Here is a 19,817-nt window from a genome sequence, read left to right as displayed (position 1 = left end):
TGGAAAACTATCTGCAGTCGCAGATGGGCGAAGAGTAGGAGCTGTCGAGTGAAACGAGGCTGCGATCTTTATCGATTTCAGCCTTGATACTCAGTCAACTCGTATAACCAACAAAAAGCCCCGCCCTCTTTCGAGGTGCGGGGCTTTTTGTTGGCCGAAGATCAAAAGATCGCAGCCTCGTTTCACTCGACAGCTCCTACAGGAGACGCGTCGTCGAGCGAAACTATATGAAAGTAGAATCAGGCTTCGGACTTGTTCGCCGCTGCCGCTTCCACAGCCGCCTTGATGGTGCTTTGCAGCGAACCGTCTGCAGCCATCTCGGTCATGATGTCGCTGCCGCCGACCAGCTCACCGCCGACCCACAGTTGCGGGAAAGTCGGCCAGTTGGCGTACTTCGGCAGGTTGGCGCGGATTTCCGGGTTCTGCAGGATGTCCACGTACGCGAACTTTTCACCACAGGCCATCACGGCTTGCGCAGCTTTTGCGGAGAAGCCGCACTGCGGGGCATTCGGCGAGCCTTTCATGTAAAGCAGAATGGTGTTGTTGGCAATCTGCTCTTTAATCGTTTCGATGATATCCATGGAGCACCTCGGCTGAACTTTCCGACTCTGAGGTCGGCACGGTGGCGCATTGTAACGGAATCCCGAGCGCCATGCTCGGTCTCCCCGACAGACCCGCTCAAGCCGCCGCCACGGTCACCGGCACACCGTTCAACGCCGCGTTGCCCGACAGTTCGTCGAGCTGGCACTCGTCGGTCAGGTCGTTGGCGCTCGATCCCGGCTGGCCGCTGGCGATCGCCATCTGCACGCCCGGGCGCGCATGGCCCCAGCCGTGCGGCAGGCTGACCACGCCTTTCATCATGTCGAGACTGGCGAGCACTTCTACCTCGATCTGTCCGACCCGCGAACTCACCCGAACCCGTTGCCCGTCGGCCAGACCACGGCTGGCCAGGTCATCCGGGTGCATCAGCAACTGATGCCGTGGCTTGCCTTTCACCAGTCGATGGAAATTGTGCATCCACGAATTGTTGCTGCGCACATGGCGGCGGCCGATCATCAACAATTCATCGGCTGCCGGCGCCTGCAACGCGGCAAAGCGTGCGAGGTCGGCGAGAATTTCCGGCGGTGCGGCCTGGATACGCTGATTCGGCGTTTTCAGACGTGACGCCAGATTCGGCTTCAGCGCCCCCAGATCAATACCGTGCGGATGATCGAACAGCGTCGCCAACGACAACTTGTGCTCGGACGCATCGCCATAGCGGCCCATGCGCAGGCCCATATCGATCATCTTCGCCGGCGGCATCGTTGGTTTCAGTTCTTTACCGGTTTTCTCGGCGAAGGCCTTGGCCAGCCCGACGAAGATCTCCCAATCATGCAAAGCCCCCTCGGGCTTGGCGAGGATGGCGCGATTGAAGCGGGTGACGTTACGCACCGCGAACAGATTGAACGTGGTGTCGTAGTGATCGTTTTCCAGCGCCGAGGTCGACGGCAGGATCAGATCGGCATAGCGCGTGGTTTCGTTGATGTACAGGTCGATGCTGAGCATGAAGTCGAGGCCGTCCAGCGCCTGCTCCAGCTGCCGGCCGTTGGGTGTCGACAACACCGGGTTGCCGGCCACAGTGATCAGCGCGCGGATCTGCCCCTCGCCCTCCGTGAGCATCTCTTCGGCCAGTGCCGAGACCGGCAACTCGCCGCCGTATTCCGGACGCCCGGAAACCCGGCTCTGCCATTTGTTGAAATGCCCGCCCGAGGTCGACGCCACCAGATCCACCGCCGGCTCGGTGCAAAGAGCACCGCCAACGCGGTCGAGATTGCCGGTGACCAGATTGATCAACTGCACCACCCAGTGACAGAGGGTGCCGAAGGCCTGGGTCGAGACGCCCATGCGCCCATAGCAGACGGCACTCGGTGCGGCAGCGAAGTCGCGCGCCAGTTGGCGAATCTGTTCGGCAGGCACTGCGCAGAGCGGGCTCATCGCTTCGGCACTAAACGCAGCCACGGCGCTGCGCACCTCGTCGAGGCCATCGACCGGCAAATGGCTGTCGCGGGTCAGGCCTTCGCTGAACAGCGTATTGAGCATGCCGAACAACAGCGCCGCATCGCCGCCCGGGCGGACGAAAACGTGTTGATCGGCCATCGCTGCGGTTTCGCTGCGGCGCGGATCGACTACCACCACTTTGCCGCCGCGCGCCTGAATCGCCCTCAGGCGCTTCTCGACGTCCGGCACGGTCATGATGCTGCCGTTGGACGCCAGCGGATTGCCGCCGAGGATCAGCATGAAGTCGGTGTGATCGATATCGGGAATCGGTAACAGCAAACCGTGGCCGTACATCAGGTAGCTGCTGAGGTGGTGCGGCAGTTGATCGACCGACGTTGCCGAGTAGCGATTGCGGGTTTTCAGCAACCCCAGGAAGTAATTGCTGTGAGTCATCAGGCCGTAGTTGTGCACGCTCGGATTGCCCTGATACACCGCAACGGCGTTCTGCCCGTGACGTTCCTGAATCGCCGCGAGTTTCTCGGCCACCAGCGCAAACGCCTCGTCCCACTCGATCGGCAGCCATTCGCTGCCGACGCGGCGCATCGGCTGACGCAGGCGATCGGGATCGTTTTGAATGTCTTGCAGAGCCACGGCTTTCGGGCAGATATGGCCGCGGCTGAAGGTGTCGAGGGCATCACCCTTGATCGAGGTGATCGCGACGTTGCCATCGGTTTCCGTGGTTTCGATGGTCAGCCCGCAAATGGCTTCGCACAGGTGGCATGCACGGTGGTGAAGAGTCTTGGTCATGGCCAGTCTCTGTCTTGTTCGGGAGCAGGCAATCACGCCCGCGGGAACAAAACTATGGCCCGTGCGCAGAGACGGCGCCAGCGACGTTCGTCTTGTGAATCGACGGTTATCAGGACAGCCGATAAATCGCCGCGATCAGTTCGGCGGCAACTGCGGCGGTGCCGCCAGCTGGATTTCCTGGATGGTTTCGATCTGCTCATGGGCGACGTGCACGCCGGTGAGCTCGCCGATCAATCGCCAGTGCTCATCGAGCCCGGCGCTGATGGTGGCCATGCGATCGATCATGTGCCGACCGGCGGATTTGACCACTTCGTCGTCACTGCGCAGCAACTCGAAAGACATCGAGGTGACGGACGCGGTGAGATGGGTCAGGGAGCGAGCCGTGTGGCCCAGCAGCTCCATTAACAGTTGTTCTTTCGATTCCATGCGGAGGCTTCCTGCGTCGCTCGAAACTTATTTATAACCCAGCACTTTGCTTTAGCAAATGTTTCAGTCTGAACATCCGACCAAGCGAATCGGTGGCGCCGCGTTCGTAAACCGACCAGGACCGCTGCGTTGCCGTCGCGGCGCATTGCCAAGCCCGGCGGCGCCAGTGTACAAAGAGGCTCACCGCTGTACTGAATCCGGCTTCAACATGCGTGATCGAAATGCTCGGTCCGCGCTCCGAATCCCGCTGAAAAAGTACCCTATTGGAAAAACGCGACATTTAGTGTCAATATCGCGCCTCCCCCTATTTCGTCGCCCCGTGCGGCTTACGCCGCAGGTCTCGCCCGTTGTTCCGTTAAACAAGGCTTTGAGCATCTGCGGTCTGTAGCAAAAAGGTAGTCAATGATGAGCGCAAGGCACTTTCTCTCCCTGATGGATTGCACGCCCGAAGAGCTGGTCAGCGTGATCCGTCGAGGCGTTGAGCTCAAGGACCTGCGTAACCGCGGCGTACTGTTCGAGCCTCTGAAAAACCGCGTGCTGGGGATGATCTTCGAAAAATCCTCGACCCGTACCCGGATCTCCTTCGAGGCCGGCATGATCCAGCTCGGCGGCCAGGCGATTTTCCTGTCCCCGCGCGATACCCAACTGGGCCGTGGCGAGCCGATCAGCGATTGCGCCATCGTCATGTCGAGCATGCTCGATGCGGTGATGATCCGCACCTTCGCCCATAGCACCCTCACCGAATTCGCCGCCAACTCGCGGGTGCCGGTGATCAACGGCCTGTCCGATGATCTGCACCCGTGCCAGTTGCTCGCCGACATGCAGACCTTCCTCGAACACCGTGGCTCGATCCAGGGCAAGACCGTGGCCTGGATCGGTGACGGCAACAACATGTGCAACAGCTATATAGAAGCGGCGATCCAGTTCGACTTCCAATTGCGCGTTGCCTGCCCGGAAGGCTACGAGCCGAACCCGGAGTTCGTCGCCCAGGCTGGTGATCGCGTGACCATCGTCCGCGATCCGCAAGACGCCGTGCGTGGCGCGCATCTGGTCAGCACCGACGTCTGGACTTCCATGGGTCAGGAAGAGGAAACTGCCAAGCGCCTCAAGCTGTTCGCGCCGTTTCAGGTCAACCGTGCCCTGCTCGACCTCGCTGCCGAGGACGTGCTGTTCATGCACTGCCTGCCGGCGCACCGTGGCGAAGAAATCAGTCTCGACCTGCTCGATGACCCGCGCTCAGTCGCCTGGGATCAGGCAGAAAACCGTCTCCACGCACAGAAGGCCCTGCTCGAGTTCCTCGTCGAACCGGCATATCACCACGCATGAGCCATGAATTACTGCTGAACCTGCGCAACCTCGCTTGCGGCTACCAAGATCAACGCGTGGTGCAGAACCTCAATCTGCACCTCAACGCCGGCGACATCGGCTGCCTGCTCGGCTCGTCCGGCTGCGGCAAGACCACCACCCTGCGCGCCATCGCCGGTTTCGAACCGGTGCACGAAGGCGAAATCACCCTCGGTGGCGAAACCCTCTCCAGTGCCGGTTTCACCCTGGCGCCGGAGAAACGCCGGATCGGCATGGTGTTTCAGGACTACGCGCTGTTCCCGCACCTGAGCGTGGCCGACAACATCGCCTTCGGCATCCGCAAGCACCCGAACAAGGCGCGCGTGGTCGAAGAGCTGCTGGAACTGGTCAACCTGAAAATCCTCGGCAAGCGCTTTCCGCACGAGCTGTCCGGCGGCCAACAACAGCGGGTCGCCCTCGCCCGCGCCCTGGCGCCGGAGCCGCAGTTGCTGCTGCTCGACGAGCCGTTCTCCAACCTCGATGGCGAACTGCGCCGCAAGCTCAGCCATGAGGTGCGCGACATCCTCAAGGCCCGTGGCACCAGTGCGATTCTGGTCACCCACGATCAGGAAGAAGCCTTTGCCGTCAGCGATCACGTTGGCGTATTCAAGGAAGGTCGGCTGGAACAGTGGGACACGCCCTACAACCTCTACCACGAACCGGCGACGCCTTATGTCGCCAGTTTCATCGGTCAGGGTTATTTCATTCGCGGCCAACTCGTCAGTCCGGAGTCGGTGCAGACCGAACTCGGTGAACTGCGCGGCAACCGTGCTTACACCTGGCCGATTGGCGGCGCGGTGGATGTGCTGTTGCGTCCGGATGACATTGTTTACGCGCCGGACAGCGCGTTGCAGGCGCAGATTGTCGGCAAGACATTCCTCGGCGCGGCGACCTTGTATCGCCTGCAACTGCCGACCGGCGCGCAGCTGGAATCGATCTTCCCCAGCCATGCCGATCATCTGGTTGGCGCGCAGGTCGGGATTCGCGTAGCGGCGGATCACCTGGTGCTGTTCCAGGCTTCGGGGAGCACTGCGGCACAGATTCCGGCGGTGGAAAACGGCGTCCGTCGATTCAGCACCAGCCTCTGATCTGCACTGGATAAAAATTGTGGGAGCGAGCCTGCTCGCGAATGCGGTGTTTCAGTCGCCGAAGATGTTGACTGAAAGAGCGCTTTCGCGAGCAGGCTCGCTCCCACAGTTGGTATTGCCTCAGCCTAAAAACAGGGTACCGCTGGCCACCAGCGTCGCATTGCCGCCAATCTTCACTCGCTCACCTTCCAGCCGACAGAACAACTCCCCGCCCCGCGCCGAGCGCTGGCACGCGGTCAGGTTCGATTTGCCCAGACGTTTGGCCCAGTACGGAATCAGGCTGCAATGGGTCGAGCCGGTCACCGGGTCTTCATTGATACCGATGGCCGGGGCGAAATAGCGCGAGACGAAGTCATGCTGGTTGCCACGCGCAGTGACAATCGCCCCCAGCCACGGCAGTTTCGCCAGCGCTGCCATGTCCGGTTTACAGTCGAGCACCGCCTGTTCCGAGTCCAGCACGACGAACAGTTCGTTGGAGCCGAGAACGTCGACAGCCTCAACGCCCAGCGCCCGCTCGACATCCAGCGTCACGCCGATTTCCGATGGCACGATGGTCGGAAAATCCAGCCACAAGCGGTCGCCTTCGCGGCTGACACTCAACGGCCCGGACTTGCAGGTGAAGTCGATGCGCTCGGCACTTTCCTTATAGATTTCGAACAGTACAAACGCGCTGGCCAGGGTCGCATGCCCGCACAGCGGCACTTCGGTGGTCGGGGTGAACCAGCGGATATGCCAGGCCTGGCCTTCGCGCACCAGAAACGCAGTCTCCGCCAGGTTGTGTTCGGCGGCGATCTTCTGCATCAAGTCATCGGCCAGCCAGCTGTCGAGCCGATAGACCATCGCCGGGTTGCCACTGAACGGCCGATCACTGAACGCGTCGACCTGATGAAACGCAAGCTGCATGATTTTCTCCCTGAATTGGTCGACCGAGCATGCAACGGCGGGCCGGATCACTGCCAGTGACAGAAGCGCAATTTTTTCTTCATACAGCCGGCGCGACTATTACGCGCGGCCGATATCGGCGAACTGCGCCTGGGTGTGCTCAGCCAATACTGCTGGCGCCAGCTCCACTTCAAGTCCTCGCCGCCCGGCACTCACATAGATAGTCGCAAACTCCTGAGCGGAATTGTCGATGAAGGTGCGCAGGCGTTTCTTCTGCCCGAGCGGGCTGATGCCGCCCAACAGGTAGCCGGTGGAGCGTTGCGCGGCGGCGGGATCAGCCATTTCGGCTTTTTTCACTCCGGCGGCGTGTGCCAGTCCCTTGAGGTCGAGCGTTCCGACGACCGGCACTACGGCCACCAGCAGTTCGCCTTTTTCACTGGCGGCCAGCAGGGTTTTGAACACTTGCGCCGGTGCGAGCCCGAGCTTCTCCGCTGCCTCCAGCCCGTAGGACGCGGCCTTCGGATCATGTTCGTAACTGTGCACGCGATGTTCGGCACGAACTTTTTTCAACAAGTCCAACGCTGGTGTCATGGCAGCTCCGGGTTCGGCAGTCTTTGAAAAACCTGCGGCGGATTCTAGGTCATCGTTGGGCAAAAGGCTCTATTCCAAGCCGCGAATCCCGTGGCTTCGCGCTGCATTCAAGCCGTTCGCGGCGCTGATCATTCACACGGCGAATAGTTTTATTGTGACCGGCGGTTCACTTTCGACCTTTGACAGGTTTGTTTCTTGTCTATATTTTTTCGAATCTGAATAATGTAAGAATCGTGCTTCGCGCAGTACCCAGCAGTAACCCGGGAACCGAATGGGGATTCCGACCCGGTGAAGATCGCGCCCTGCTCCGTTGGCAAGGCGCCACACAAGAAAAAGAACCGAGGTTTTCAATGACAGCTGCTTTACCGCAACCATCGCTTTCCGGCCAATGCATGGCCGAATTCCTGGGCACCGCCCTTCTGATCTTCTTCGGCACCGGTTGTGTCGCCGCGCTCAAAGTCGCGGGCGCCAGCTTCGGCCTGTGGGAGATCAGCATCATCTGGGGCGTCGGCGTGAGCATGGCGATCTACCTCACCGCCGGGGTTTCCGGCGCGCACCTGAACCCGGCCGTGAGCATCGCTCTGGCAATCTTCGCTGACTTCGAAAAGCGCAAATTGCCGTTCTACATCCTTTCGCAGATTGCCGGCGCCTTCTGCGGCGCATTGCTGGTCTACACGCTCTACAGCAATCTGTTCTTCGATTACGAACAAACCCACCAGATGGTTCGTGGCTCGGCTGCCAGCCTGGAATTGGCCTCGGTGTTCTCTACCTACCCGAACCCGGTGCTGTCGACGGCCCAGGCGTTTCTGGTCGAGATGATCATCACCGCGATCCTGATGGGCGTGATCATGGCCCTGACCGATGACAACAACGGCCTGCCACGCGGCCCGATGGCGCCGCTGCTGATCGGTTTGCTGATTGCCGTGATCGGCAGTGCGATGGGTCCGCTGACCGGTTTCGCGATGAACCCTGCGCGTGACTTCGGTCCGAAACTGATGACTTTCTTTACCGGTTGGGGTGAAATTTCCTTCACCGGTGGTCGTGATATTCCGTACTTCCTGATTCCGATTTTTGCACCGATTGTCGGTGCCTGCCTCGGCGCTGCCGGGTATCGCGGGCTGATTGCCCGTCACCTGACCGGCGCCACACCTGCTACAAAGGATGCAGAACCGGCCATTGACGGCAAACCAAGAACTTCTTGAAACAGTCGGCGCCGGCTCCTGCCCATCCGAGCCTGCGCCACGGCCCACTCTCGTTTTTTTCGTCCAAGGCAATCGACATGACCGACATTCAGAACAAGAACTACATCATTGCCCTTGATCAGGGTACGACCAGCTCGCGCGCGATCATCTTCGACCGCGACGCGAACGTGGTCTGCACCGCGCAGCGCGAATTCGTTCAGCATTACCCGCAAGCCGGTTGGGTCGAGCATGACCCGATGGAAATTTTCGCCACCCAGAGCGCTGTGATGGTTGAGGCGCTGGCCCAGGCCGGCCTGCATCACGACCAGGTCGCCGCCATCGGTATCACCAACCAGCGTGAAACCACCGTGGTCTGGGACAAGACCACCGGCCGTCCGGTCTATAACGCGATCGTCTGGCAGTGCCGCCGCAGCACCGAGATCTGCCAGCAGCTCAAGCGCGATGGTCACGAAGACTACATCCGCGACACCACCGGCCTGGTCACCGACCCGTACTTCTCCGGCACCAAACTGAAGTGGATCCTCGACAACGTCGAAGGCAGCCGCGAGCGTGCGCGCAACGGCGAGCTGCTGTTCGGCACCGTCGATAGCTGGCTGATCTGGAAATTCACCGGCGGCAAGGTGCACGTCACCGACTACACCAACGCCTCGCGCACCATGCTCTTCAACATTCACTCGCTGGAGTGGGATTCGAAGATGCTGGAGATCCTCGACATCCCGCGCGAGATGCTCCCGGAAGTCAAAGCCTCCTCGGAAATCTACGGTCGCACCAAGAGCGGCATCGCCATCGGCGGTATCGCCGGCGACCAGCAGGCAGCACTGTTCGGCCAGATGTGTGTGGAGCCGGGCCAAGCGAAAAACACCTACGGCACCGGTTGCTTCCTGCTGATGAACACCGGCGACAAAGCAGTGAAATCCCAGCACGGCATGCTCACCACCATCGCCTGCGGCCCACGCGGCGAAGTGGCTTATGCTCTGGAAGGCGCCGTGTTCAACGGCGGTTCGACCGTGCAATGGCTGCGCGATGAACTGAAAATCGTCAACGACGCCCACGACACCGAATACTTTGCCAACAAGGTCAAGGACAGCAACGGCGTGTATCTGGTGCCGGCGTTTACCGGTCTCGGCGCACCGTACTGGGACCCGTATGCCCGTGGCGCGCTGTTCGGCCTGACGCGCGGCGTACGCGTGGATCACATCATCCGCGCCGCGCTGGAATCGATCGCCTACCAGACCCGCGACGTACTCGACGCCATGCAACAGGACTCCGGCGAACGCCTCAAGGCCCTGCGTGTGGACGGCGGCGCGGTGGCGAACAACTTCCTCATGCAGTTCCAGGCCGACATCCTCGGCACTCAGGTGGAGCGCCCGCAAATGCGCGAAACCACCGCACTCGGCGCTGCCTATCTGGCCGGTCTGGCCTGCGGTTTCTGGGGCAGCCTGGAAGAACTGCGCGGCAAAGCAGTGATCGAGCGCGAGTTCGAACCGAGCCTTGACGAAACCGAGAAAGAGAAACTCTACAAAGGCTGGAAGAAAGCCGTCAGCCGCACCCGTGACTGGGCGCGTGAGGACGCCGAATAAGCCAACGTGCAGTTCCAGAAGGGTATCTAACTGGTAGGGAGCAGATTCCTGCGGCATCATGGGCAAATTTTGCACGGCAGCCCAAAGGAAGCCCCATGAATCTGCCTCCCCGTCAGCAACAAATCCTCGAGCTGGTCCGCGAACGCGGCTATGTGAGCATCGAGGAAATGGCCACGCTGTTCGTTGTCACCCCGCAAACCATCCGCCGCGACATCAATCAGCTCGCGGAAGCCAATCTGCTGCGTCGCTACCACGGTGGCGCCGCGTACGATTCCAGTGTCGAAAACACCGCGTATGCGATGCGCGCCGATCAGATGCGCGACGAAAAACAACGCATCGGCGAAGCCATCGCCGCACAGATCCCCGATCACGCCTCGCTGTTCATCAATATCGGTACCACCACCGAATCGATCGCCCGCGCCCTGCTCAATCACAGTCACCTGAAAATCATCACCAACAACCTGCACGTCGCCTCGATGCTCAGCGCCAAGGATGATTTCGATGTGCTGCTGACCGGCGGCAATGTAAGGCGGGACGGCGGTGTGGTCGGTCAGGCGAGTGTGGATTTCATCAATCAGTTCAAGGTCGATTTCGCCTTGGTCGGGATCAGCGGCATCGATGAGGACGGCAGCCTGCTCGACTTCGATTATCAGGAAGTTCGCGTTTCCCAAGCGATCATTGCCAATGCGCGGCAGGTGATTCTGGCGGCGGACTCGAGCAAGTTCGGGCGTAACGCGATGATTCGACTGGGGCCGATCAGCCTGATCGATTGCCTGGTTACCGATCAGCAACCGGTGCCGGCGCTGGCGCAGTTGCTGAGTCAGCACAAGATTCGGCTGGAAGTCGTCTGATTCCTCTCCCTCGCTGACCGAACCGACGCTTTCGCGAGCAGGCTCGCTCCCACTCTTGGAATGCATTGCAAAATGTGGGAGCGAGCCTGCTCGCGAAAACAATCGATCAAACAACACATCTTCTGCGCCCTTGCGCGCGTTCATGTTCGAAAATTTTCTTTTAATCGCCCTTCGATGAGTTTTTTCAATCGAACGCGACTGGCTGTGCGCGTGTTTATGGGCTACCATTTTCGCAAATGAACATTAATGTTCGATTTCCAAGACATAAAACCAAAAGAACCGAGGCCAGCCGATGTCCACCTCTACCTTGCGTACGCCCCCTCTCTCCGAGATCTATGACGTTGCCGTGATTGGCGGCGGGATCAACGGCGTAGGGATCGCAGCGGATGCCGCCGGTCGCGGTCTTTCGGTGTTCCTTTGCGAAAAAGACGACCTGGCCAGCCACACCTCGTCGGCCAGCAGCAAGCTGATCCACGGTGGCCTGCGCTATCTGGAGCATTACGAATTCCGTCTGGTGCGTGAAGCGCTGGCTGAGCGCGAAGTGCTGCTGGCCAAGGCGCCGCACATCGTCAAACCGATGCGTTTCGTCCTGCCACACCGCCCGCACCTGCGGCCGGCGTGGATGATTCGTGCCGGCCTGTTCCTTTACGACAACCTCGGCAAGCGCGAAAAATTGCCGAGTTCGAAAAGCCTGAAGTTTGGCGCCGACAGCGCGCTGAAAAGCGAAATCAAGAAAGGCTTCGAATACTCCGACTGCTGGGTCGATGACGCCCGCCTCGTGGTCCTGAACGCTATGGCCGCCCGCGAAAAAGGCGCCCACGTTCATACCCAGACCCGCTGTGTCAGTGCCCGCCGCAGCAAAGGTTTGTGGCATCTGCATCTGGAGCGCGCCGACGGCAGCCTGTTTTCGATCACCGCCAAAGCCCTGGTCAACGCCGCCGGTCCGTGGGTGGCGAAGTTCATTCGTGACGACCTGAAGATGGAATCGCCGTACGGCATTCGCCTGATCCAGGGCAGCCACATCATCGTGCCGAAACTGTACGAAGGCGAGCACGCGCACATTCTGCAAAACGAAGACCAGCGCATCGTTTTCACCATTCCGTACCTGAACCACTTCACCCTGATCGGCACCACCGACCGCGAGTACACCGGCGACCCGGCGAAAGTGGCGATCACCGAAGGCGAAACCGATTACGTGCTGAAAGTGGTCAACGCCCACTTCAAGAAGCAGCTCAGCCGCGAAGACATTGTGCACAGCTACTCGGGCGTCCGTCCTTTGTGCAACGACGAATCCGACAATCCGTCGGCAGTGACCCGCGATTACACCTTGGCGCTGTCGGGCAGTACCGAAGAAGCGCCGTTGCTGTCGGTGTTCGGTGGCAAGCTGACCACCTACCGCAAACTCGCCGAGTCGGCGATGGCGCAATTGATGCCGTTCTTCACCCAAATGCGCCCGAGCTGGACTGCCACCGCCACCCTGCCCGGCGGCGAAGACATGACCACGCCAGAGGCGCTGAGCGCGCGAATTCGCGACAAGTTGGATTTCGTCCCGACCGAAATCGCCCGGCGCTGGGCCGTCACCTACGGCAGCCGCACCTGGCGCATGCTCGAAGGCGTGGAAAGCCTGGCCGACATGGGTGAGCACATCGGCGGCGGGCTCTACACCCGCGAAGTCGATTATTTGTGCAGCGAAGAGTGGGCGACCACGGCGCACGACATCCTGTGGCGCCGTACCAAGCTAGGCTTGTTCACCACAGCGGAGGAGCAGCAGAAGCTCGCGACGTATCTGGGCAAGGTTGAGCAGAATCGGAAGATCGAAGCGGCTTGATCTCACCGTTCAAATGAAAGCCCCTGAATCGAGAGATTCAGGGGCTTTTTGTTATGTGGACTTTGTTGAACCTGATTGGGGCAGTTAGATCTTTTCCCCCTCACCCCAGCCCTCTCCCCCAAAGGGTAGAGGGGGAAAGGGAGCCGATCTCCGTGGGTTCCAAAGTCCGAGGTCGACTCGGTATCTCACGTCGCCGTAACTCGACCATCCACCGCAGTCAGTCCCCTCTCCCTCCGGGAGAGGGTTAGGGTGAGGGGCTTTTGATCGTTCGGTTTTCCGAACGCGACTCCACAGTCGATTCGGTTAACCGGATCTCACCCTCAAAAAATTACCGCCACAAAACTTTAATAACGTTATAAAACAACTGGTTAACCGACTGTGGCTGGTCTGGCACGAGTCATGCTCTACACTCTCTCGACGAATGCCTGCTGTGCCGACACTTCAGGAGCCGTCAGGCATTCGAAGCACAAAAAGGGCCGACAAACTGGCTCCATAAAAAAAACAATGTCGAGGAAAATTTGATGCGCATCGTTCCCCATATCCTGGGCGCAGCCATTGCTGCCGCTCTGATCAGCACGCCAGTTTTCGCCGCCGAGCTCACCGGCACCCTGAAGAAGATCAAAGAGTCCGGTGTCATCACCCTGGGCCACCGTGACGCCTCCATTCCGTTCTCCTACATCGCTGATGCGTCCGGCAAGCCGGTTGGCTACTCGCACGACATCCAGCTGGCAATCGTCGACGCGATCAAGAAAGACCTCGATTTGCCGAACCTGCAAGTCAAATACAATCTCGTCACCTCGCAGACCCGTATCCCGCTGGTGCAGAACGGCACCGTGGACGTCGAGTGCGGTTCGACCACCAACAACGTCGAGCGTCAGCAGCAGGTCGACTTCTCCGTCGGCATCTTCGAAATCGGTACCCGTCTGCTGTCCAAGAAAGACTCCAAGTACAAGGATTTCGACGATCTGAAAGGCAAGAACGTCGTGACCACCGCCGGTACCACTTCCGAGCGCATCCTCAAGGCGATGAACGCCGACAAGCAGATGGGCATGAACGTCATCTCCGCCAAAGACCACGGCGAGTCCTTCCAGATGCTGGAATCGGGCCGGGCCGTTGCCTTCATGATGGATGACGCGCTGCTGGCCGGCGAAGCCGCCAAGGCCAAGAAAGCTGCCGATTGGGAAGTGACCGGCACGCCACAGTCGTATGAAATCTACGGCTGCATGATGCGCAAAGGCGACGAGCCGTTCAAAAAGGCTGTGGATGACGCGATCAAGGCCACTTACGCTTCGGGCGACATCAACAAGATCTACGACAAGTGGTTCATGCAGCCGATTCCGCCAAAAGGCCTGAACCTGAACTTCCCGATGAGCGACGAGCTCAAGACCCTGATCGCCAATCCGACCGACAAAGCGGCTGACGACAAGAAGTCCTGATTTTCTGACTAACCTTATCCCCTGAGGAGGCGCCTGCCTTTTCAGGGGATGGTCATTCCCTGCTGGCATTTTTCTGGAAACACTCGAACCGGTGGCTGTCGAGCCGATCGCGTGTGCCCGGTCTTTGAAAAAAGACTGGGGAGGGAACGGAGTTCCCCAGGCGGGCACTTGTACATCGATCGAATCGAGGGGAGACCCTAATGAATTACAACTGGGACTGGGGCGTGTTCTTCAAGTCCACCGGCGTGGGCAGCGAGACCTATCTCGACTGGTTCATCTCCGGTCTGGGCTGGACCATCGCCATCGCCGTCGTGGCGTGGATCATCGCCCTGCTGCTCGGCTCGCTGCTGGGCATCATGCGCACCGTGCCGAACCGCATCGTATCGGGCATCGCGACCTGCTACGTCGAGCTGTTCCGTAACGTGCCGCTGCTGGTGCAGCTGTTCATCTGGTACTTCCTGGTGCCCGATCTGCTGCCGCCGGATCTGCAGGAGTGGTACAAGCAGGACCTCAACCCGACTACTTCGGCCTATCTGAGCGTTGTCGTCTGCCTCGGTCTGTTCACCGCCGCCCGTGTCTGCGAGCAAGTGCGTACCGGTATCCAGGCGTTGCCTCGTGGCCAGGAATCCGCCGCCCGCGCGATGGGTTTCAAACTGCCGCAGATCTACTGGAACGTGCTGCTGCCCCAGGCCTACCGGATCATCATTCCGCCGCTCACCTCGGAATTCCTCAACGTGTTCAAGAACTCCTCCGTGGCGTCCCTGATCGGTTTGATGGAATTGCTGGCGCAGACCAAACAGACCGCCGAGTTCTCGGCCAACCTGTTCGAAGCGTTCACCCTGGCAACCCTGATCTATTTCACCCTCAACATGAGCCTGATGCTGCTGATGCGCCTGGTCGAGAAGAAAGTCGCGGTGCCCGGCCTGATCTCCGTGGGGGGTAAATAATGGAATTCGATTTCAGTGGCATCGTCCCGGCCATTCCCGGTTTGTGGAACGGCATGGTGATGACCCTCAAGCTGATGGCCATGGGCGTGATCGGCGGGATGATTCTCGGCACGATCCTCGCGCTGTGCCGTCTGTCGCACAACAAGCTGCTGTCGAGCATCGCTGGCGCCTACGTCAACTATTTCCGCTCGATTCCGCTGCTGCTGGTGATCACCTGGTTCTACCTGGCAGTGCCGTTCGTGCTGCGCTGGATCACCGGCGAAGACACGCCGATCGGTGCGTTCACCTCGTGCGTCGTGGCGTTCATGATGTTCGAAGCGGCGTACTTCTGCGAAATCGTCCGGGCCGGTGTGCAGTCGATTTCCAAGGGCCAGATGGGTGCCGCACAAGCGCTGGGCATGAACTACGGGCAGATGATGCGCCTGATCATCCTGCCGCAGGCGTTCCGCAAGATGACCCCGCTGTTGCTGCAGCAGAGCATCATCCTGTTCCAGGACACCTCGCTGGTCTACACCGTGGGCCTGGTGGACTTCCTCAACGCCTCGCGCGCCAGCGGCGACATCATCGGCCGCTCCAATGAGTTCCTGATTTTCGCCGGTCTCGTGTACTTCATCATCAGCTTCGCCGCCTCGCGGTTGGTCAAGCGTCTGCAAAAAAGGTTCGCCGTATGATCTCTATCAAAAACATCAACAAGTGGTATGGGGACTTCCAGGTGCTGACTGATTGCAGCACCGAGGTCAAAAAAGGCGAAGTGATTGTGGTCTGCGGCCCGTCGGGTTCCGGCAAGTCGACGCTGATCAAGTGCGTCAACGCCCTGGAGCCGTTCCAGAAAGGCGACGTGGTGGTTGACGGTACGTCGATCGCTGACCCGAAAACCAACCTGCCGAAACTGCGTTCGCGGGTGGGCATGGTGTTCCAGCATTTCGAGCTGTTCCCGCACCTGACCATCACCGAAAACCTGACCATCGCGCAGATCAAGGTGCTCGGTCGCAGCAAGGAAGAGGCGACCAAAAAAGGTCTGCAACTGCTCGAGCGCGTAGGTTTGTCGGCGCACGCCCACAAGCATCCGGGGCAACTGTCCGGTGGTCAGCAACAGCGTGTGGCGATTGCCCGTGCGCTGGCGATGGACCCGATCGTCATGCTGTTCGACGAACCGACCTCGGCGCTCGACCCGGAAATGGTCAACGAAGTGCTCGACGTCATGGTGCAACTGGCTCACGAAGGCATGACCATGATGTGCGTGACCCACGAAATGGGCTTCGCCCGTAAAGTGGCCGACCGGGTGATCTTCATGGACCAGGGCAAGATCATCGAAGACTGCCCGAAAGAGGAATTCTTCGGCGACATCAGCGCCCGCTCCGAACGCGCGCAGCACTTCCTCGAGAAAATTCTGCAGCACTAAAAGCAACACACCCGCACCCTGTCTGTGGGGTGCGGGCAGCCTGACAATGAGATCCCCTGTGGCGAGGGGATTTATCCCCGTCCGGCTGCGCAGCAGTCGTAAAACCTGTGCATGCGGTCTTTCAGTTAAACCGCAGTGATGGTTTTGGGGCCGCTTCGCGGCCCAACGGGGATAAATCCCCTCGCCACAGGCACAAACAAGTGTTGTGGTTGACCCAAGGCATCTGTGATGAAATGCGACCCCACTCTTTATCGCGCTGCAGAGCCATCACTTGCCGTGAAGCCCCGTCTGATCCGTCATCTGTTCCTGCCGCCACTGATCATCGCCCTGATGGTCGGGCTGGGTTTTATCGGCTTCTGGACCAGTGAACACTTCGGCATCCGCAGCCTCGGCGAGAACGGCCAGCGTCAGCTGGAACTGCACGCCCGCGCGGTCGAAAGCGAGATCAGCAAATACACCTACCTGCCCAGTCTGCTGGAACTCGAAACGAGTGTGCCGCAGTTGCTGGCCGACCCGACCCCGGAGCACCGGCAGACGGTCAACGATTACCTCGAAGGCCTGAACCGCCGCAGCCGCAGCCGGGCCATCTACGTGATGGACACCACCGGCCGGGTCATGGCCACCAGCAACTGGCGCGATGTCGACAGTTATCTCGGTGAAGACTTGTCCTTCCGCGCCTATTTCAAAGACGCCGTGCGCGGCCAGCCCGGGCGCTTCTATGGCATCGGCAGCACCAATGGTGAACCCGGTTACTACCTTGCCCACGGCCTCGAAGAGCACGGCAAGATCATCGGTGTCGCGGTGGTCAAGGTGCGTCTGGAAGCCATGGAAGAGCGCTGGCAACGGGCGCGTCTGGAAGCGTTCGTCAGCGATGAGAACGGCATCATCATTCTCTCCAGCGATCCCGCCAGGCGGCTGAAATCGGTGATCCCGCTCAGCGATGAGGTCAAGGAAAAACTCGCCCGCAGCCTGCAGTACTACTGGTTCCCGCTCAACGAACTGCAACCGCTGGCCCGCGAGACACTGGCCGAGGGCGTGGAGAAACTGACTTTCCCGGCCAACAGCGAATTACAGCCCGACGAAGACGACATCAGTTATCTGGCGCAAACCCGACTGCTGAGCGACACGCCGTGGAATTTCACCCTGCTCACGCCGTTGCAGGACCTGCGCCGCGAAGCGATCAACCAAGGCATCCTGGTGGCGGTGGCGTTTGCCCTGTTCGCCTTCCTGCTGATTGCCTGGAACGAGCGACGCAAAGTCCTCGCCACCCGTCTCGCCGCCCGCGAAGCGTTGCAGGAAGCCAACAGCCAACTCGAACGTCGGATTACCGAACGCACCGCCGATCTGCGCGCCAGCAACGAACGCCTGAAGAGTCAGATCCGCGAGCGCCGCCAGGCCGAAGAGACGTTGCGCCGCGCCCAGGATGAACTTGTGCAGGCCGGCAAACTCGCGGCTATCGGCCAGATGTCGACCAGTATTGCCCATGAACTGAACCAGCCGCTGGCGGCGATGCGCACGCTGTCGGGCAACACCGTGCGCTTTCTCGAGCGCGGCCAGCTCGACGTCGCCAGCACCAACCTCAAGACCATCAATGACCTGATCGACCGCATGGGCCGGATCACCGCCAGCCTGCGTTCGTTTGCCCGGCGCGGCGACAACAAGGGTCAGGCCAGTCTCGGCAAAGCCGTCGACGCCGCCTTGCAAGTGCTCGGCGCGCGTGTGGAAAACACCGCGCTGCAAATTCACCGGCAGTTTGCCGATGTGCAGCTGCTGATCGATCAGACCCGCCTCGAACAGATCCTCGTCAACCTGATCGGCAACGCCCTCGACGCCATGCACGCGCAACCACAGCCGCAACTGTGGCTGGAGGGGGAAGAATTCAACGGCAAGTACCGCTTGCGGGTGCGCGACAACGGCCACGGTATCGACGCCGAAGCGCGCAAGCATCTGTTCGAACCGTTCTTCACCACCAAACCCGGCGAGCAAGGCCTGGGACTGGGCCTGACCCTGTCCGCCAGCCTCGCCGCCGCTACCGGCGGGCACCTGGGTGTCGAACACCCGGCCGGCGGTGGCACCACTTTCGTCCTCAGTTTACCGTTGGTAAGCCCTACTCCTGCCGAGCCAATATGAACCACGAACTCAGTGTGTTGATTGTCGAAGACGACCCCCATGTGCTGCTCGGCTGCCAACAGGCGCTGACCCTCGAAGACATTCCGTGCATCGGCGTCGGCAGTGCCGAAGAAGCACTGGCGCAGGTCGGCGACAACTTTGCCGGCATCGTCATCAGCGACATCCGCCTGCCGGGCATCGATGGCCTGGAATTGCTCACCCGTCTCAAGCAACGTGACCGCAGCCTGCCGGTGGTGCTGATCACCGGCCACGGCGACATTTCCATGGCCGTCGGCGCGATGCAGAAAGGCGCCTACGATTTCATGGAAAAACCGTTCTCGCCGGAGCGCCTGGTCGATGTCGCGCGACGGGCGCTGGAGCAACGCAGCCTCGCCCGCGAGGTTTCCTCGTTGCGTCGGCAACTGGCTGAACGCGACTCCCTTGAAGGGCGGATCATCGGCCGTTCACCAGCGATGCAGAATCTGCGCGAACTGATCGCCAACGTCGCCGACACTTCGGCCAACGTCTTGATCGAAGGCGAGACCGGCACCGGCAAGGAGCTGGTCGCCCGTTGCCTGCACGATTTCAGTCGGCGCCACAGCAAACAGTTCGTCGCGCTGAACTGCGGCGGCCTGCCGGAAAACCTTTTTGAAAGCGAGATCTTCGGCCACGAAGCCAACGCCTTCACCGGCGCCGGCAAACGCCGCATCGGCAAGATCGAGCATGCCGACGGCGGTACGCTGTTCCTCGACGAAGTGGAAAGCATGCCGCTGCCATTGCAGATCAAGTTGCTGCGCGTATTGCAGGAACGCACCCTCGAACGGCTCGGCTCGAACCAGAGTGTGGCGGTGGATTGCCGGGTGATTGCGGCGACCAAATCCGACCTCGATGAGTCAAGCAAGGCCGGCGAGTTTCGCAGCGACTTGTACTACCGCCTCAACGTCGTGACCCTGGAATTGCCACCGCTGCGCGAACGCCGCGAAGACATCCTGCAACTGTTCGAACACTTCACCCAGCAATCGGCGCTGCGCTTCGACCGCGCGCTGCCGGAGCTGGACAACCAGACCCTGTCGAACCTGATGAGCCACGACTGGCCGGGCAACGTGCGCGAACTGCGCAACGTCGCCGAACGCTTCGCCCTCGGCCTGCCGGCCTTCAAGAAGTCCGGGGCCAGCGCCGGCCAGGGCCTGGCGTTTGCCGAAGCGGTGGAAGCGTTCGAGCGCAATCTGCTGGTCGACGCCTTGCAACGCAGCGGCGGCAACCTGACCCAGGCCAGCCAGGAACTGGGCATGGCCAAGACCACGCTGTTCGACAAAGTCAAAAAGTACGGGCTGAGCCACTGATGGA

The 19,817-nt window shown here is 60.4% G+C and carries 17 protein-coding genes and 1 pseudogene; 12 read left to right on the top strand and 6 right to left on the bottom strand.

Features of this window, described 5'->3' with window-relative positions; genetic code table 11:
* Positions 1-239: 239 nt before the first annotated feature.
* The 3 genes from grxD to D8U71_RS18815 form a co-directional block, all read right to left on the bottom strand.
* Positions 240-581, bottom strand: coding sequence for a Grx4 family monothiol glutaredoxin (gene grxD / locus D8U71_RS18825; RefSeq protein WP_016773402.1), 342 nt, complete (start codon positions 579-581; stop codon positions 240-242).
* A gap of 97 nt (positions 582-678) precedes the next feature.
* The gene (locus tag D8U71_RS18820; RefSeq protein ID WP_130888400.1) at positions 679-2,784 is read right to left on the bottom strand and encodes a molybdopterin oxidoreductase family protein; all 2,106 of its coding nucleotides are present in this window, start codon (positions 2,782-2,784) and stop codon (positions 679-681) included.
* 135 nt (positions 2,785-2,919) lie between these two features.
* Positions 2,920-3,210, bottom strand: coding sequence for a hypothetical protein (locus D8U71_RS18815; RefSeq protein WP_016773401.1), 291 nt, complete (start codon positions 3,208-3,210; stop codon positions 2,920-2,922).
* A 405-nt stretch (positions 3,211-3,615) separates the two neighbouring features.
* Here D8U71_RS18815 and argF point away from each other — a divergent pair, with 405 nt between their 5' ends.
* Positions 3,616-4,536, top strand: coding sequence for an ornithine carbamoyltransferase (gene argF, locus D8U71_RS18810; protein WP_024014160.1), 921 nt, complete (start codon positions 3,616-3,618; stop codon positions 4,534-4,536).
* Positions 4,533-5,642: an ABC transporter ATP-binding protein gene (locus D8U71_RS18805; protein WP_130888399.1), complete on the top strand. Its 1,110-nt coding sequence runs from the start codon at positions 4,533-4,535 to the stop codon at positions 5,640-5,642. The genes argF and D8U71_RS18805 overlap by 4 nt, the downstream gene beginning before the upstream one ends.
* 17 nt (positions 5,643-5,659) lie before the next feature.
* Here D8U71_RS18805 and D8U71_RS28635 read toward each other — a convergent pair.
* From D8U71_RS28635 to ybaK, 3 genes and pseudogenes are all read right to left on the bottom strand, one after another.
* Positions 5,660-5,758, bottom strand: a pseudogene (locus D8U71_RS28635) (metal ABC transporter ATP-binding protein); the annotation flags it as partial.
* A 4-nt stretch (positions 5,759-5,762) separates the two neighbouring features.
* Positions 5,763-6,545, bottom strand: a complete 783-nt coding sequence (locus tag D8U71_RS18795; RefSeq protein WP_130888398.1) for a PhzF family phenazine biosynthesis protein — start codon at positions 6,543-6,545, stop codon at positions 5,763-5,765.
* Positions 6,546-6,644: 99 nt separating this feature from the next.
* Entirely contained in the window at positions 6,645-7,115 is a 471-nt protein-coding gene (gene ybaK, locus D8U71_RS18790) for a Cys-tRNA(Pro) deacylase (protein ID WP_024014161.1), read from the bottom strand.
* A 350-nt stretch (positions 7,116-7,465) separates the two neighbouring features.
* On the opposite strand from ybaK, the gene D8U71_RS18785 reads away from it, so the two are divergent.
* The 10 genes from D8U71_RS18785 to D8U71_RS18740 all read left to right on the top strand — a co-directional run bounded on the left by D8U71_RS18785 (position 7,466) and on the right by D8U71_RS18740 (position 19,813).
* Complete coding sequence (locus tag D8U71_RS18785; protein WP_016773396.1) at positions 7,466-8,317, top strand: MIP/aquaporin family protein; 852 nt, start codon at positions 7,466-7,468, stop codon at positions 8,315-8,317.
* A 77-nt stretch (positions 8,318-8,394) separates the two neighbouring features.
* Positions 8,395-9,897: a glycerol kinase GlpK gene (glpK, locus tag D8U71_RS18780; RefSeq protein ID WP_024014162.1), complete on the top strand. Its 1,503-nt coding sequence runs from the start codon at positions 8,395-8,397 to the stop codon at positions 9,895-9,897.
* Between the two features lie 95 nt (positions 9,898-9,992).
* Complete coding sequence (locus D8U71_RS18775; RefSeq protein ID WP_007953179.1) at positions 9,993-10,748, top strand: DeoR/GlpR family transcriptional regulator; 756 nt, start codon at positions 9,993-9,995, stop codon at positions 10,746-10,748.
* A 292-nt stretch (positions 10,749-11,040) separates the two neighbouring features.
* Positions 11,041-12,576 carry a glycerol-3-phosphate dehydrogenase gene (gene glpD / locus D8U71_RS18770; protein ID WP_130888397.1) on the top strand — a complete coding sequence of 512 codons (1,536 nt, stop codon included), beginning with the start codon at positions 11,041-11,043 and terminating at the stop codon, positions 12,574-12,576.
* A gap of 521 nt (positions 12,577-13,097) precedes the next feature.
* Positions 13,098-14,012 (top strand): glutamate/aspartate ABC transporter substrate-binding protein, encoded by a 915-nt coding sequence (locus D8U71_RS18765; protein ID WP_130888396.1) that lies wholly within the window; start codon positions 13,098-13,100, stop codon positions 14,010-14,012.
* A 200-nt stretch (positions 14,013-14,212) separates the two neighbouring features.
* Complete coding sequence (locus D8U71_RS18760) at positions 14,213-14,959, top strand: amino acid ABC transporter permease (protein ID WP_056790046.1); 747 nt, start codon at positions 14,213-14,215, stop codon at positions 14,957-14,959.
* Positions 14,959-15,630, top strand: a complete 672-nt coding sequence (locus tag D8U71_RS18755) for an ABC transporter permease subunit (protein ID WP_016773391.1) — start codon at positions 14,959-14,961, stop codon at positions 15,628-15,630. Before D8U71_RS18760 ends, D8U71_RS18755 begins: the two co-directional genes overlap by 1 nt.
* Positions 15,627-16,361 carry an amino acid ABC transporter ATP-binding protein gene (locus D8U71_RS18750; RefSeq protein WP_016773390.1) on the top strand — a complete coding sequence of 245 codons (735 nt, stop codon included), beginning with the start codon at positions 15,627-15,629 and terminating at the stop codon, positions 16,359-16,361. The genes D8U71_RS18755 and D8U71_RS18750 overlap by 4 nt, the downstream gene beginning before the upstream one ends.
* A 228-nt stretch (positions 16,362-16,589) precedes the next feature.
* Positions 16,590-18,491, top strand: coding sequence for an ATP-binding protein (locus tag D8U71_RS18745; protein ID WP_073473185.1), 1,902 nt, complete (start codon positions 16,590-16,592; stop codon positions 18,489-18,491).
* Entirely contained in the window at positions 18,488-19,813 is a 1,326-nt protein-coding gene (locus D8U71_RS18740; protein WP_016773388.1) for a sigma-54 dependent transcriptional regulator, read from the top strand. The genes D8U71_RS18745 and D8U71_RS18740 overlap by 4 nt, the downstream gene beginning before the upstream one ends.
* Positions 19,814-19,817 lie beyond the last annotated feature (4 nt).

This window comes from Pseudomonas sp. Sample_21 (assembly GCF_004307525.1).
GTDB classification, from domain to species: domain Bacteria; phylum Pseudomonadota; class Gammaproteobacteria; order Pseudomonadales; family Pseudomonadaceae; genus Aquipseudomonas; species Aquipseudomonas atacamensis.
This window is presented reverse-complemented; position numbering and strand designations above follow the sequence as displayed.